The organism is Terrabacter sp. RAF57 (assembly GCF_052113925.1).
Classification (GTDB): domain Bacteria; phylum Actinomycetota; class Actinomycetes; order Actinomycetales; family Dermatophilaceae; genus Terrabacter.
Window position 1 is genome coordinate 50,844 of the sequence record NZ_JBFRDT010000017.1, and the last position, 14,433, is coordinate 65,276.

The 14,433-nt window shown below is 73.5% G+C and carries 8 protein-coding genes and 1 tRNA gene; 3 read left to right on the forward strand and 6 right to left on the reverse strand.

What is annotated here, in order from left to right; all coding sequences use genetic code 11:
* The first annotated feature begins 39 nt into the window (after positions 1-39).
* Positions 40-927: a hypothetical protein gene (locus tag AB4Y83_RS17625; protein WP_442297661.1), complete on the forward strand. Its 888-nt coding sequence runs from the start codon at positions 40-42 to the stop codon at positions 925-927.
* A gap of 7 nt (positions 928-934) precedes the next feature.
* Here the strand turns inward: AB4Y83_RS17625 and AB4Y83_RS17630 are convergent, their stop codons facing one another.
* From AB4Y83_RS17630 to AB4Y83_RS17650, 5 genes are all read right to left on the reverse strand, one after another.
* On the reverse strand, positions 935-3,028 hold the full coding sequence (locus tag AB4Y83_RS17630) for a multicopper oxidase family protein (protein ID WP_442297662.1): 2,094 nt from the start codon (positions 3,026-3,028) through the stop codon (positions 935-937).
* A gap of 231 nt (positions 3,029-3,259) precedes the next feature.
* A complete protein-coding gene (locus AB4Y83_RS17635; protein WP_442297663.1) occupies positions 3,260-8,185 on the reverse strand; it encodes an ATP-dependent helicase in 4,926 nt (1,641 codons plus the stop codon).
* Between the two features lie 142 nt (positions 8,186-8,327).
* Positions 8,328-10,154 (reverse strand): selenocysteine-specific translation elongation factor, encoded by a 1,827-nt coding sequence (gene selB, locus AB4Y83_RS17640; protein ID WP_442276743.1) that lies wholly within the window; start codon positions 10,152-10,154, stop codon positions 8,328-8,330.
* A gap of 2 nt (positions 10,155-10,156) precedes the next feature.
* Positions 10,157-11,461: an L-seryl-tRNA(Sec) selenium transferase gene (selA, locus tag AB4Y83_RS17645; protein WP_442276744.1), complete on the reverse strand. Its 1,305-nt coding sequence runs from the start codon at positions 11,459-11,461 to the stop codon at positions 10,157-10,159.
* Between the two features lie 25 nt (positions 11,462-11,486).
* Positions 11,487-11,582 (reverse strand) — tRNA-Sec (locus AB4Y83_RS17650).
* 89 nt (positions 11,583-11,671) lie between these two features.
* On the opposite strand from AB4Y83_RS17650, the gene selD reads away from it, so the two are divergent.
* Both selD and AB4Y83_RS17660 read left to right on the forward strand, forming a co-directional pair.
* Positions 11,672-12,682: a selenide, water dikinase SelD gene (selD, locus tag AB4Y83_RS17655; RefSeq protein WP_442276764.1), complete on the forward strand. Its 1,011-nt coding sequence runs from the start codon at positions 11,672-11,674 to the stop codon at positions 12,680-12,682.
* On the forward strand, positions 12,679-13,074 hold the full coding sequence (locus tag AB4Y83_RS17660; protein ID WP_442276745.1) for a rhodanese-like domain-containing protein: 396 nt from the start codon (positions 12,679-12,681) through the stop codon (positions 13,072-13,074). Before selD ends, AB4Y83_RS17660 begins: the two co-directional genes overlap by 4 nt.
* Positions 13,075-13,083: 9 nt before the next feature.
* On the opposite strand, the gene AB4Y83_RS17665 is transcribed toward AB4Y83_RS17660, so the two are convergent.
* On the reverse strand, positions 13,084-14,409 hold the full coding sequence (locus AB4Y83_RS17665) for an L-lactate MFS transporter (protein ID WP_442276746.1): 1,326 nt from the start codon (positions 14,407-14,409) through the stop codon (positions 13,084-13,086).
* Positions 14,410-14,433 lie beyond the last annotated feature (24 nt).

Genomic DNA, 14,433 nt, shown 5'->3' on the forward strand with positions numbered 1-14,433 from the left:
ACGGGGCACCGACGGCCCGTTCGCGGCTAGCATCGCGACGTGATCGGGTCGTACGCGTCCGCCGGAGCCTGGGGTGCCCGCTACGGTCCCGTGCTCATCCGGCGGATGCTCGACCGCGAGCGTTCCGGCACCTACGTGGTGCTCGTGCTCGCCGAGCTCGCCCTCGTCGCCGCTTTCGCGGGCGTGCTCGTGGCACTGCTCATCGTGACCCGGGACGAGCCGCTCTGGCTGCGCGCACTCGGCGTCGGCACCGTCGCGATGGCCACGTGCGGCGCGGTCGTGTGGGTCGTCGAGGCGGCCGCGCGTTGGTCGTGGAGCGTGCGTCGCCCGGAACGGCTCGTCCTCGCGGCAGCGCCGTCCGGTGCCGCTTCGACCGCCGTCCTCCGCTCACGCGGGTCGTTTGCGACGCCGCTCACCAACGCGATCCTCGTGACGGCGTGGTGCGCCTTCATGGTCGTGCTCACCGCGCCCGTGCCCTGGGCAGCCGTGGTCTTCGGCCTCGCCACGCTCGCCTCCTGTGCCCGGCTGGCGCCCTTCGCCCTGGGTCGCGCCTCGGCGGGCGGGGTCTACCTGACGCCGACCGCGGTCGAGCTGCGCTGGGGCGTGCGGTCGGCGAGCGTGCCCTGGGAGACGGTGCGTGGCGCCCCCGACGACCTCGCACACGGCCTGGCCGGGGCGACCGACGCGACAGGTGACCGGGCCTTCCCGGTCGACGTGCCCCTCGACGTCACCGACCAGCCGTTCGCCGGTCGCGTCGCCGTCCCGGTCGCCTACCTGTGGCTGCGGGCGGACGAGCTCTCCGAGCTCATCGGGTGGTATGCCACCCAGCCGGTTCTGCGCGCACATCTCGGCACGCAGGAGTCCCTGACCTGGCGGCCCACGGCGCCGAGCGCCGTGACGATGGCCGACGGCGACACCTTCACCTGACCCGAGGTCAGCCGCGCGGTTGGCGGTGCTGCCTGGGTCCGATCCGGTAGGGCCGCATCATCTCGTTGTCCTCGTGCTCGACGATGTGGCAGTGCCAGACGAACTGGCCCGGGTTGCTGAACCTGGCCCGGATGCGCGTCACCTCGCCCGGGTAGGCGATGACGGTGTCCTTGACGCCGCTCTCCCACGCCTCGGGTGGGCGGGGATCGCCTGCCGGCCGGGACGGTGGTTCGGTCTCGCCGGCCTCGTTGGTCACCAAGGCCTGCCGGTCGATCACCTCGAACGTCGTCTCGTGGACGTGCATGGGGTGGGCGTCAGCCGTGAAGTTGTGGAACTCCCAGATCTCGGTGTCTCCGACGCGAGGACTCTCGGTGACCGGGTCCGCCCACATGAGGTGCTCCGGGTGTCCCCCGCGGTCCACGGTGCCCAGCATCGCCTCGGCGGGTCCGTCCCAGGCGCTCGACATCATCTCGAGCAGGCCGAGTCGTCGGGTGCGTGTCTCGGCCGGCAGCGGCGCGAGGGCCGGCAGGCGCAGGAGCCGAGGTGGCGTCGTGGGGTCGGGTCCGGTGGCCGGCACGACCCGGAACTGCAGGACCTGACCGGTCGTGTCGGGATCGGCCGCGTCGAAGTCGTCGTCCGGCACCCCACCGCCGAAGGGCTCGTCGGGGCCGACGTTGGCCAGCAGGTGGTGACCGACGGGCACGTGCGTGAAGTCGACGACGAGGTCAGCGCGCTCGGCGAGGCCCATCAGGAGCCGGTTGTCGTGGTCGGCAGTGAGGTTCACCGGCGCCGTCAGGAAGCCGCCCTCGTTGCCGATGGCCCAGACCTCCACGCCGGGGATGTGGGCGAAGTCGAGGATGAGGAAGCGCGACTGGCACCCGTTGAGGACGCGGAACCGGTAGCGGCGCTGCTCGACGACCTGGAAGGGCCACGTGTTCCCGTTGACCATGATCGTGTTGCCGAAGAACTCGGGGTTCCAGATGGGCGAGAGGTCCGTGTCCGGGACGAAGCCCGGGTCCGCCGCCGTGGCGCCGTCGAAGAACTCGCGGCTGTCGGGATAGAACAAGGAGCCGTCCTCCTCGAACGCCCGGTCCTGGATCGCGAGGGGGATCTCGTGGTACGTCTTGTTCGACGGGAACCGGTCCCCCTCCGCCGGAGCCGGACCGGGCAGCACGGCAGTCGTGCCGGAGCGGGCGTCGACGACAGCGTGGTCGCCGTGCGGTCCACCCCTGATGAGGAAGAACCCGGCAGGTCCCGCGTACACGTTGAGGCGCGTCATGCCCAGGGTGTGGTCGTGGTACCAGAGGGTGGACGCGCGTTGGTCGTTCGGGTACTCGAAGACGGCGTAGCCCGGGCCCCACCCAGTGCCGAACTTTCGGGCTGCCTTGTCCCTGAAGAAGGCGTACCAGGTGCCCTCGGTCGCGTGCCCGGTCGGTAGGTTGTCAGCATCCGGCAGGAACCACGCTTCCGGGTAGCCGTCGCTCTCGTCACCGACCCCGACCGCTCCGTGGAGGTGGGTCACCATGGGCACGGGGCCGGTGTAGCGCCCCGGCGTCTGCTGGAAGTCCGGGCGGGTGTCGCGTCCGACAACGCCACCGGGCGGGTTGGCCCAGTGCAACGTCGGGTCGACCGGCAGCAGGTGGGGCAGGTAGTTCCCAGCGGTGTCCACGAGACCGTTGACCCACTTGACCCGCACCGGACGGTCCCAGCGCGCCTCGATGGTCAGCGACGGGGCGTGATGCAGCAACAGCCCCTTCTTGCTGGCAGAGGTCACGGCGCCGTAGCCCCACACCGTCGTCGCGGGCAGGCCGGCGGGAAGGACTTGCTGGGAGAACTGCGTCACGGAGATCTCGTAGTAGTCGGCCGGTTTACCACCCCTGCGCTTGATGGTGCCTGCGCGCGGCATCACCGGCGGTATGAGCAGCGGTGTCACGAACTTCGGCACGGTCGCGGGATCCAGCCTGCCGCCTGACACGGCGGCAACAGCCCGTCTCGTGCCATCGGGTGCGTAGGCGTAGAGGACGAATCCCGCACCCGCGACGCCCGCGGCCCTGATGAAGCTGCGCCGGCTCAGCTGCCGTCTGTCACGTGCGTCCTGCATCGTTCTCACCGTCCACCTCGGCGACAACCCGCGGACGGAGTGGACCCCGCCTGCGCTCGGTGACCGCCTGGGGCGCCGTGCCCCCTTCCGTCCACCGTCGCACCGCGTCAGTCCCGAAACCGGCGAATCAGGGAAGTTGCTGTGAGATCCATGAGACACGCTCATGGCGGATTCCCTGTCTTACCAGCAGGATCCCGACATTTCGCGGTCAGCAACCGACGCTACGACGCGTCAGCGGCGCAGGCGCAGGCCCCGCGGGGTCATGTGGAAACCGGCCTGGGACAGGGCCTGCACGAGCGGGTGGTCGGAGCCGAGCACCGAGGCGCCGTCGGCCTTCTCGACGGTGAGGCGTCCGAGGGCTCCCTCGCGGACGGCGAGCGCGAGCGCGTCGGCCGCAGCCTGGAGGTGCTCGGGGTCGTCGGACCAGCAGAGCATCGTCTTGCCGCCGCGCTCGACGTAGAGGACGAGCTCGCCGTCGACGAGAACGACGAGCGCTCCCGCCTTGCGGCCGGGCTGGTGGCCCTTGCGGCGAGACGCCCTCGCGGCGGTCCCGTCGTCGGAGGTGGGGCTCGCGTCGCCCGCCGGCTCGTCGGCGGCGTCGGTCAGCCCGCGCTCGGGCCAGCCGATGGCGGCGCCGTAGGGGTTGGCGGGGTCGCTGGCCGCGAGCACCAGCGCCGGCGGACCGGTGCGCTCACGCCCGCGCGAGCCGCCTCGGCCGGGCGCAGCGGAGGGCGAGGGGGACAGCCACTCGTCGCCGTCCGCGACATCGACCCGACGCCCGCCGGCTCCCGGGTCGTCGGCCCCTGCACCGGGAAGCCGCGACATGGACCGGAGCCGGTCGACGGCGCCTGTCGAGGCGAACTGCGAGGCGCCGAGGCCCTCGACGAAGTAGCCGCGCCGCACCTTGCCGGCCTCCTCGGCCGCGGCGAGCACGCGGTAGACCGCCGCGAAGCCGCCCGGGACGTCCTCCGTGACGACCGACCCGCGGGTCAGCACGCCGTAGCGGTCGAGCAGCAGCTCGGCGTTGGTGACGGCCCGCACCGTCGGGTCGGACTCGGCGGGCGGCAGCGACGTCCAGCGACCGACGCCGGTCGACGGCCCGGACCCGACCGCGCGACCTGCGGCCAGCGCCTTGCCCGTCGCAGCCTCCTCGGCGGCCTCGACCTGGGACGGGCTCGTGCCGGTGAGGGGACCGCGCAGGGAGCCGAAGCGGCCGAGTGAGCCGCGCCGGCCGGCATACCTGCTCGACCGGGGTCCGGAGGTCGTGCGCTTGTGGGCGGTGCGGCCACCGGCGAGGAGGGCACGCAGCGGCGCGATGGTGTCGTTGGTGATGCGCCCCGACCACAGCAGCGACCACAGCGCGTCGTTCAGCTCGGTGTCGCCGAGTCCGACCCGCGTCGAAAGGGCCCGGAAGAAGTACGCGCCACCGCCCTCGAGCGCCTCGAGGACGGCCTGCTCGTCGTCGGTGAGGTCGACGACCTCGGGTGGGGTCAGCGTCAGGTGCGCGGCATCGGCGAGGTGGAGGCTGACCCAGCCGTCGTCACCGGGCAGCGAGCCGTGGCCACGCCAGACGACCTCGCCCGAGCTCATCACCTCGTCGAGCAGCGCCGGGCGGTAGTCAGCGACGCGCGCAGGGAGCACGAGCGACTCGACGGCGCTCGCCGGGACGACCGCACCGGTCAGCTGCTCGACGGCACGGAGCAGGCCCTCTCGGCCGCGCAGGCCGCCACCGACGCCCTGCCACTGCGGGAGGAAGCGGGCGAGGTCGGGCTGGGCGACCGGCTCGACCTCGTGGCGCAGCGCGGCGAGCGAGCGGCGCCGGAGCAGCCGCAGCACCTCGGCGTCGCAGAACTCGGGGCCGTGGCCGCCGCCGTTCTCGGTGGGGAGCAGCTCGCCCTCGACGACCCGACCGGCCGAGACGAGACGGCGCAGCGCGTCGTGGACGACCGCGGGACCCACGCCCCACCACGCGGCGACGGTCTGGACCGCGAAGGGCCCGTGGGTGCGGGCGAAGCGCGCGACGAGGTCGGCGAGCGGGTCGGGCACCGGGTCGAGGAAGGCCTGCGGAACGCCGACCGGCAACGCGGTGCCGAGGGCGTCGCGCAGCCGCGCGGCGTCCTCGATGGCGGCCCAGCGCTCGTCGCCGCCGACGCGCACGGCGATGACGCGACGGGCCGCCTCGAGCTCGGCGAGGGCCGCCTCGACGGTCGACGGCTCGAAGCCCTCGGCCGCACGGGCGACGATGTCGCGCACCGACAACGGGCCGAGCACCCGGAGCAGGTCAGCGACGTCCTCGCCGTCACGGGCACCCCGCTCGGGCGTCAGCCGCTGGAGCTCGGCCTCGGTGCGTGCGACGGCCTCGGGGTCGAGCAGGTCACGCAGCGCGAGCGCCTCACCCTGACCGAGCAGCTCGGAGAGCAGCGACGGGTCGAGCGCGAGGGCGGCGGCCCGGCGCTCGGCCAGCGGCGAGTCGCCCTCGTAGAGGTACTGCGCGACGTAGCCGAAGACGAGCGACTTGGCGAACGGGCTGGGCTGGCTCGACTCGACGTCGACGACCTTGACCGCGCGCGAGCGGATGTCGCCCATGAGCTCGACGAGACCCGGCACGTCGAAGACGTCTTGGACGCACTCGCGCACGGCCTCGAGGACGATGGGGAAGGTGGGGTACTGGCTCGCCACCTCGAGCAGCTGGGCGGCACGCTGCCGCTGCTGCCAGAGCGGCTGGCGCTTGTCGGGTCGGCGGCGGGGCAGCAGGAGCGCCCGCGCCGCGCACTCCCTGAACCGCGCTGCGAACAGGGCCGATCCGCCGATCTCCTGCGTCACGAGCTCGCTCACCTCCTCGGGCTCGAGGGTGACGAGCTCGACGAGCTGCTGACCGACGGCAGCGCCGTCCTCGAACTCCAGGTCGGGCAGGCGGAAGACGATGCCGTCGTCGCCGTGCATGGCCTGGACGTCGATGCCGAAGCGCTCGCGCATGCGTGCGGCGACGCAGAGCGCCCACGGTGCGTGGACCTGGCCGCCGAAGGGCGAGAGCACCGCGACACGCCAGTCGCCGATCTCGTCACGGAAGCGCTCGACGACGATGGTGCGGTCGTCGGGGACGTGCCGCGTCGCCTCCTTCTGCTCCGTGAGGTAGCCGATGAGGTTGTCGGCGGCCCACTCGTCGAGCCCGGCGGCGGTGACCCGCGCGCGGGCCCGCTCGGGCGTCAGGCCCACGATCTCGCGGACGAACCCGCCGAGGGCGCGCCCCAGCTCGGCCGGCCGGCCCTGCTGGTCGCCCTTCCAGAAGGGCAGCTTGCCCGCCTGTCCCGGCGCGGGCGTGACGAGGACGCGGTCGTGGGTGATGTCCTCGATGCGCCACGTCGACGTGCCGAGGGTGAAGACGTCGCCGACCCGCGACTCGTAGACCATCTCCTCGTCGAGCTCGCCGACCCGGCGACCGGGCCCCTCACCGGACGCGAGGAACACGGCATACAACCCCCGGTCTGGGATGGTGCCGCCGCTCGTGACGGCGAGGCGCTGGGCGCCCCGGCGGCCGGAGAGCGTGTCGGTGACGCGGTCCCAGACGATGCGCGGGCGCAGCTCGGCGAACTCGTCGGACGGGTAGCGGCCGGCGAGCATGTCGAGCGTGGCCTCGAGGACCGAGCGCGGGAGGGAGGCGAAGCTCGCGGTGCGGTGCACGAGCGCCTCGACGTCGGCGACGGTCCAGTCGTCCATGGCGCACATCGCGACGACCTGCTGGGCCAGCACGTCGACGGGGTTGGCGGGGACGCGCAGGGACTCGATGGCGCCGGCGCGCATGCGCTCGACGACGACGGCGGTCTGCACGAGGTCGCCGCGGAACTTCGGGAACATGACGCCCTGGCTGACGGCACCCACCTGGTGGCCCGCCCGACCCACGCGCTGGAGCCCGCTCGCCACCGACGGCGGGCTCTCGACCTGGATGACGAGGTCGACGGCCCCCATGTCGATGCCGAGCTCGAGGCTGCTCGTCGCGACGACGGCCGGGAGGCGCCCGGCCTTGAGGTCCTCCTCGATGGTGGCCCGGTGCTCCTTGCTCACCGACCCGTGGTGAGCACGGGCGAGCACCGCCGGCGCCCCGCGAGAGACCCCCGCCTGGGCCATGACCTGAGCGGGCGGCCGCGTCGAGAGGGCAGCGAAGCTGGGGACCGGGAGGTCCTCCTGCTCGGCGAGCCGCTCCTCCCAGATCTCGTTGAGGCGCGAGGTGAGCCGCTCGGCGAGGCGGCGCGAGTTGGAGAAGACGATCGTGGAGCGGTGCTCGGCGATGAGGTCGACGATGCGCTCCTCGACGTGCGGCCAGATGCTCGCCTGTGGCGCCTGGCCCGCGGCCGGACCCGAGAGGTCGGGCACGCCGGGCGAGATCTCGGCCGGCGCGCCGCCCAGCTCGCCCATGTCGGGGACCGGCACGACGACCTCGAGGTCCCACTGCTTCGTCGACTCCGGCTGGACGATCTCGACCGGGCGACCGCCCGCGAGGTAGCGCGCGACCTCCTCGACGGGACGCACCGTCGCCGACAGGCCCACCCGCTGGGCGGGGGTGGGCAGGAGCGCGTCGAGGCGCTCGAGGCTGAGGGCGAGGTGGGCCCCCCGCTTGGTGCCCGCAACGGCGTGGACCTCGTCGATGATGACCGTCTCGATGCCCTTGAGCGCCTCGCGCACCGACGAGGTGAGCATGAGGAAGAGCGACTCGGGCGTCGTGATGAGGATGTCGCTGGGCGTGCGGGCGAAGGCCCGGCGCTCGTTGGCCGGGGTGTCGCCCGAGCGGACGCTGACGGTGATGTCGGGCGGCGCGAGCTCGAGCCGCGTCGCGGCGTGGCCGATGCCGACGAGGGGCGCGCGGAGGTTGCGCTCGACGTCGACCGCGAGCGCCTTCATCGGCGAGACGTAGAGGACACGGCACCGCTCGAGCCGCTCCTCGGGGACCGGCTGGCTCGCCATCCGGTCGATGGCCCAGAGGAAGGCCGACAGGGTCTTGCCGGAGCCCGTCGGGGCGACGACGACGGTGTGGTGGCCCGAGCTGATCGCGTCCCACGCGCCCGCCTGGGCGGTCGTGGGCGCGCTGAAGCTGCTCCTGAACCACTCTGCGGTCGCCGGAGAGAATCGGTCGAGCACGTCGGCCCGCTTGCCCTTCGCCATCGGGGTCAGCCTGCCATCCCCTGCCGACACCACAAGGCCGCGGCTACGCGGGCGGTCCGGCGCGGCACCTGCGTGGAGGACTGGGACAGGCCCGTCGGTCCCTTCGCACCACACGGCACACGAGCACATACGCCGTGTGGCCTCAGCGCCTCACCTCGCGGCGCGAGCCGTCGAGGCGACGCGTCCAGCCTCGACGGTCGAGGTGCTCGAGCAGCGGGATGACGATGCGACGCGTGCTGTCCAGGGCCTGACGGGCCTCGCTCGTCGTGAAGGGCTGGGGCAGCGCCGCGAGCTCGCGCATGGCGAGGGCCGGCGCATTCGGGAGCAGGACGACGTCACCGGGCAGCCGCAGGATGCGTCCGATGCCCTCGGCGGCGGCAAGCTCGCGTGCCCCGAGCCCGGCGGCGTCGAGCTCGTGCTGCTCCGGCGCTGCGAACGGCTTCTGCCGCAAGCGCGCCTCGATCCTGCTCAGCCCGGCCTCGGCCCCGCTGGACAGGACGGCCGATCGTCCGGGCAGCCCGACCCGACCGTCACGGACCTCGATCCCGGCGGTGGCGGCGAGGTCGCTCACGAGCGCACGGTCCGGCACGCCCGCTACGGCTCGGGCCGCCTCGAGGGCGAGCACGGGGTCGATCGGCGCAGTGTCGGCCCGCGCCTGGACGGCCGTGCGCAGGCGGACCGACGCCGCCTGCCACGCCTCGTCGTCGACGAGCCAGACGCCCCGTCTGGCGACGGTCGCGCCGGGTCGGTCACCGGGCGGCACGACGATCCCGAGCGCCTCGGCCTCGGACCCGCGCATCCATCCGCGGCGCGCGACCTCACGGGCGAGGTCGGGCGCACCGTCGAGGCTGCGGACCACCTCGGCCCGCCGGGCGGCCGAGCCACGTCGGTCGAGCACGGGCGGGTCTGCGTCCACGACGACAGCACCCACGACCCGGCGTGAGCCGGGATCGCGCAGCAGGATGCGATCGCCCGCGACCACGGGCAGCGCGGCCGGGAGGGCGAGACGCACTGCGCCCGCACCGAGGGGGCGCACCCTCGCCTCCACGGCGAGCGTGCCGACGTGGAGCATGACGTGCGACGGGAGCGGGTCCGGCTCGGGCACACCCGCATCGGCACTCACGGCAACGGGATCGACGGCACGGACGACACGGGCGTCGAGGGTCGTCGTGACGTGCCATGAGCGGGGCGTCAGCAGCACGTCCCCGCGCGCCACGTCGCCGACGCCGACGCCGCGTAGGTTGACCGCCACCCGTGCCACGGCCGACACCGCGTCACGGGCGCGGCCGAGGCTCTGCAGCCCGCGGACGCCGACGGACTGTGATGTGCCGTCGGTGCGGTGGACGACGAGCTCGTCGCCGACCCGGATCGTCCCGGCGCCCAGGGTGCCCGTCACGACGGTGCCGCTGCCGCGGACCGAGAACGACCGGTCGACCCACAGGCGCATGCGGGCGTCCCGGTCGGGGGCCGGCAGAGACGCGACGAGGTCGTCCAGGGCGCCGCGGAGGGCGTCGAGCCCCTGGCCGGTGCGGGCCGACACCGCGAGCGCCGCGCTACCGGCGAGGCTGGTGCGTCCGACCTGCGCGAGCGCCTCCGCGACGGCCGGGCCCGGGTCGGCGAGGTCGCTGCGGGTCACGACGACCAGCCCGCGTGAGATGCCGAGCGCATCGACGGCCGCGAGGTGCTCGGCCGACTGGGGACGCCACCCCTCGTCGGCAGCCACGACGAGGACGACGGCGGGCGCCGGCCCCAGGCCGGCGAGCATGTTGCCGATGAAGCGCTGGTGGCCCGGCACGTCGACGAAGGCGACGTCGGCGCCCGAGGCGAGGGTCGTCCACGCGTACCCGAGGTCGATCGTCATGCCGCGCCGACGCTCCTCGGCCCACCGGTCGGGCTCGATCCCGGTGAGCGCGCGCACGAGCGTGGACTTGCCGTGGTCGACGTGTCCGGCCGTCGCGATGACGTGCACGGTCAGGCGCCGCTCGGGTGGTCGACGTCGCGGGCTGCGAGGACGGCTCGCTCGACGTCGGCGTCCCGCTCCGGCGGCACGCAACGCAGGTCGACGAGGCAGCGGCCGCGCTCGACGCGGGCCACGACTGCGGTCTCGCCGCGCCTCAGTCGCTCGGCGCAGTCCTCCGGCAGTGCGACGGCCCAGCCGGGCAGGGGCAGGCCGGGGGCCCCGCCGCCACCGACGCGCCCCTCGACCGGGACGACCTCGCCCCCCACTGCCGCGGCGAGTCGCTCGGTGCGCGAGCGCAAGCGGTCGAGGTCCACGTGGAGGTAGTCGGCGACCGGCGGCGCCGGCCCTCGCAGGGTCGCCTCGAGGGCGGCCAGGGTCAGCTTGTCGACCCGCAGTGCACGAGCCAACGGATGGCGTCGCAGCCGCTCGACCGTGGCGGCCTCGCCGAGGACGAGACCCGCCTGCGGGCCGCCGAGCAGCTTGTCGCCGCTCGCCGTGACGACGGTCGCGCCGTCAGCGAGCGCCGTGCTCGCGTCGGGCTCGTCGGGGAGCATCGGGTCGGGCCGCAGCAGCCCGCTGCCGATGTCGACCACGACGGGGGCGCCCAGCGTCGCGAGCTCGCGGACGGACGCGGCGCTCGTGAAGCCGTCGACGCGGAAGTTGCTCGGGTGCACCTTGAGGATGCACCCGGTGCCCGGACCGAGGGCGGCGGCGTAGTCCGAGAGCCGGGTGCGGTTCGTCGTACCGACCTCGCGCAGGCGCGCGCCGGTCGAGGCGATGAGGTCGGGCAGCCGGAAGCCGTCCCCGATCTCGACCATCTCGCCGCGGCTGACCAGCACGTCCCGGCCCGCAGCCAGGGCGGTCGTGGCCAGGACGAGCGCTGCCGCGCCGTTGTTGACGACGAGCGCGTCGCCCGCAGCCGGCACGGCCGACCGGAGCGCCTCGAGGGTCCCGCGCCCGCGGCGGGCCCGCGCCCCGGTGGCGATGTCGTACTCGACGTCGACGTAGGCCGCGGCCGCCACGACCGCGTCCACGGCGGCGTCGGACAGCGGCGCCCGTCCGATGTTGGTGTGCACGACGACACCGGTGGCGTTGAGGAGCGGCCGGAGGGTCGTGCTCCTGGTCGGGAGGGCCTCTCGCGCCGCGGCGACCACGTCGCCCGGGGCGATCTCGCCGCTGCGGGCCCGCGACTGCGCCGAGCGGACCGCCGTCTTGACCGTCGCCGCGCCGTGTCGCGCCACGGCGGCGACGAGGTCGGGGTGGGCCATCAGGACGTCGGTGCGCGGTACCGTCCGCCGCGGATCTGACTGCGCCACACCGACGTCCTCTCTCACGCACACTTGGCGGAGGTGGACGGGAATCGAACCCGCCAGACCGAGATGCTCGGTCTCACCGGTGTTGAAGACCGGGGGGACCACCAGGTGCCCAGACACCTCCACGGCCCACCGTACCCATCGCCCGCCCGCCGGGGACCAGTGGGCCGAGTGGCGTCGATCGGTCACTGGGCTCCGGGGCGGCCGGACGGCATGTGCCGGGAGTGGGGTAAGACTGCAGGCGTGGACACGGTGCGACTGACCCAGTACGCGCACGGCGGCGGCTGTGCGTGCAAGATCCCGCCCGGCGAGCTCGAGGACATGGTGCGCGGCCTCACCGGGATCGCCGGGGCCGACCTGCTCGTCGGCCTCGACGACGGCGACGACGCGGCCGCCGTGCTGGTGGCCGACGGCCTGGCGGTGCTCGCGACGGCCGACTTCTTCACCCCGGTCGTCGACGACGCCTACGACTGGGGTCGCATCGCCGCGGCGAACGCCCTGTCCGACATCTACGCGATGGGCGGCCGACCCGTGCTCGCCGTGAACCTCCTCGGCTGGCCACGGGACGTCCTGCCGCCCGAGCTGGCCGCGGAGGTCCTGCGCGGGGGACTCGACGTCGCGCGCCTCGCCGGCTGTCCCGTGGCCGGCGGCCACAGCATCGACGACCCCGAGCCGAAGTACGGCATGGCCGTGACGGGTGTCGCTGACCCGGATCGCTTGCTGCGCAACGACGCCGCCGTCGCGGGTCTGCCGCTCAGCCTGACCAAACCGCTCGGTGTGGGCGTCCTCAACAACCGGCACAAGGCGACGGGTGAGGTCTTCCCCGAGGCCGTCGCGTCGATGGTCGCTCTCAACGACGTCGCGAGCAGGCACGCCCTCGAGCGCGGCATCCGGGCGGCCACCGACGTCACGGGTTTCGGGCTGCTCGGCCACCTCTACAAGCTGGCCCGCGCGTCCGGGGTGACCGCCGTCGTCGACGCGTCCGCGGTGCCCTACCTCGACGGGGCGCGGGCGTCGCTGGCGGCGGGCTTCGTGCCCGGTGGGAGCCAGCGCAACCTCGACTGGGTGAGCCCGCACCTCGCGGCCTCGGTCGACCACGACGAGCTGCTGCTGCTTGCCGACGCGCAGACGAGCGGAGGCCTGCTCGTCGCCGGCGAGGTGCCCGGCGGGACCGTCATCGGTGAGCTCGTGCCGCGCGGCGAGCACGTGATGCAGGTCCGATGAGTCGGGTCGACGACCTCCTCGCCCGGGCGCGCTCGGGTCTCGAGCGACTCTCGCCGGAGCAGGCGTGGGACGAGACCCGGGCGGGTGCCCTGCTCGTCGACACGCGCACCCCGTCGCAGCGCACTCGACAGGGCGAGCTGCCGGGCGCGCTCGTCATCGACCGCACGGTGCTCGAGTGGCGTCTCGACCCCACGAGCCCGGCCCGGATCCCCGAGGCACACGATGACCTCCGGATCATCGTGATCTGCCGCCAGGGCTACAGCAGCTCGTTCGCAGCCGCGTCCTTGCAGGAGGTCGGGCTCGTCAGGTCCACCGACGTCGTCGGCGGGGTCGAGGCATGGCTGGCGGCAGGGTTGCCCCTGTCGCACGAGCCGGCCGACGTGCGTGAGTGACCACCGCGGTCAGCGGCGGGACGTGGTGCTGTCCGGTGCCCCGGCGGCCGAGCTCGCGGTCCGGGGTGCGGGCCTCTTCGTCAGCAGCGGCAGCGCCATGCCGACGAGCGCGATGGCGCCGACGACGGTGAAGCCGAGCGTGTAGGCCTTCTGCTCACCGATGAGTGAGGAGATGAGCAGCGGACCGACGATGCCACCGATGCTCCAGCCGATGAGCATCAGGCCGTAGATCGCACCCGCGTTGCGCACGCCGAAGAAGCGCCCCGCCGTCGACGGCATCGTGCCGAACGCGCCGCCGTAGCAGAGGTAGACGAGCGCGGCGAGGACGGCGAAGAGCGCCGGCGACGCGACGTGCGGGATGAGCAGCAGGCACACGCCCTGGATGCCGAGGATCCCCATGAAGGCCGGCATCTTGCCGATGCGGTCCGAGAGCCAGCCCCAGAGGATGCGACCGCCACCGTTGAAGAGGCCGAGCACGCCGACGAGGCTGGCAGCGGCAGCGGCGGAGTAGCCGGCGACGTCGCTCGCGCTGCCCGCGGCGACCGAGATGAGCGAGATGCCCGCCGTCACGCTGAGGGTGAGGATCGCGGTCAGGAGATACCACTGCTTGGTGTGCAGGGCCTCGTCCGCCGTGAAGTCCGCCTCGGGCACCGGGTCCTTCGTCCGCTCCCGGGCCCCGGGAGCCGCGGCCGGTGCAGCCATACCCGGCGGCAGGTAGCCCTCGGGTGGGTTGCGGAACAGGCTTGCTCCGAGGACGACCGCGACGAGGTAGCCGATGCCGAGGGGGAGGAACGCCTTGGTGGGCAGTGACGGGTCACCGGCGATGAGTCGCTGTCCCAAGGGCGCGGTGATGACGGCACCGAAGCCGAAGCCGGCCACCGCGATGCCGGTGATGAGACCGGGCTTGTCGGGAAACCACTTCTGCAGCATGGCGATCGGGACGATGTAGGCCATGCCGAGTCCGAACCCGCCGAGGATGCCGTAGCCAAGGATGAGCAGCCAGAACTGGTCCTTGCCGGCGAACGAGGCGAGGATGACGCCAAGGCTGTAGATGATGCCGCCGGTGAGGGCGACCGTGCGGGGGCCGCGGCGGTCCTGGATCCGGCCGCCGATGTAGCTGCCGACGAAGATCATCCCGATGGCGACCTCGAACGGGACGGAGGCCTGCGCCTTGGACCAGCCGAAGGCGTCCGGGCTCTGGATGGCCTTGGCAAAGACGCTCCAGGCGTAGACGGCGCCGATGGCGAGCTGCACGAGCACCCCCGCGACGAGGATGAGCCAACGGTTGCCGACGGGTGCGGCGGTGCTGTCGTTCCGAACCGCGCTGGTGCTCATGAGGCTCCCCTTCTCGTCCTGGTG

Excerpts from the sequence above, each read along its gene's own strand:
- AB4Y83_RS17630 (WP_442297662.1), bottom strand. The coding sequence starts at position 3,028 with ATGCAGGACGCACGTGACAGACGGCAGCTGAGCCGGCGCAGCTTCATC.
- AB4Y83_RS17635 (WP_442297663.1), bottom strand. The coding sequence starts at position 8,185 with ATGGCGAAGGGCAAGCGGGCCGACGTGCTCGACCGATTCTCTCCGGCG.
- selD (WP_442276764.1), top strand. The coding sequence starts at position 11,672 with ATGTGCCGGGAGTGGGGTAAGACTGCAGGCGTGGACACGGTGCGACTG.
- AB4Y83_RS17660 (WP_442276745.1), top strand. The coding sequence starts at position 12,679 with ATGAGTCGGGTCGACGACCTCCTCGCCCGGGCGCGCTCGGGTCTCGAG.
- AB4Y83_RS17665 (WP_442276746.1), bottom strand. The coding sequence starts at position 14,409 with ATGAGCACCAGCGCGGTTCGGAACGACAGCACCGCCGCACCCGTCGGC.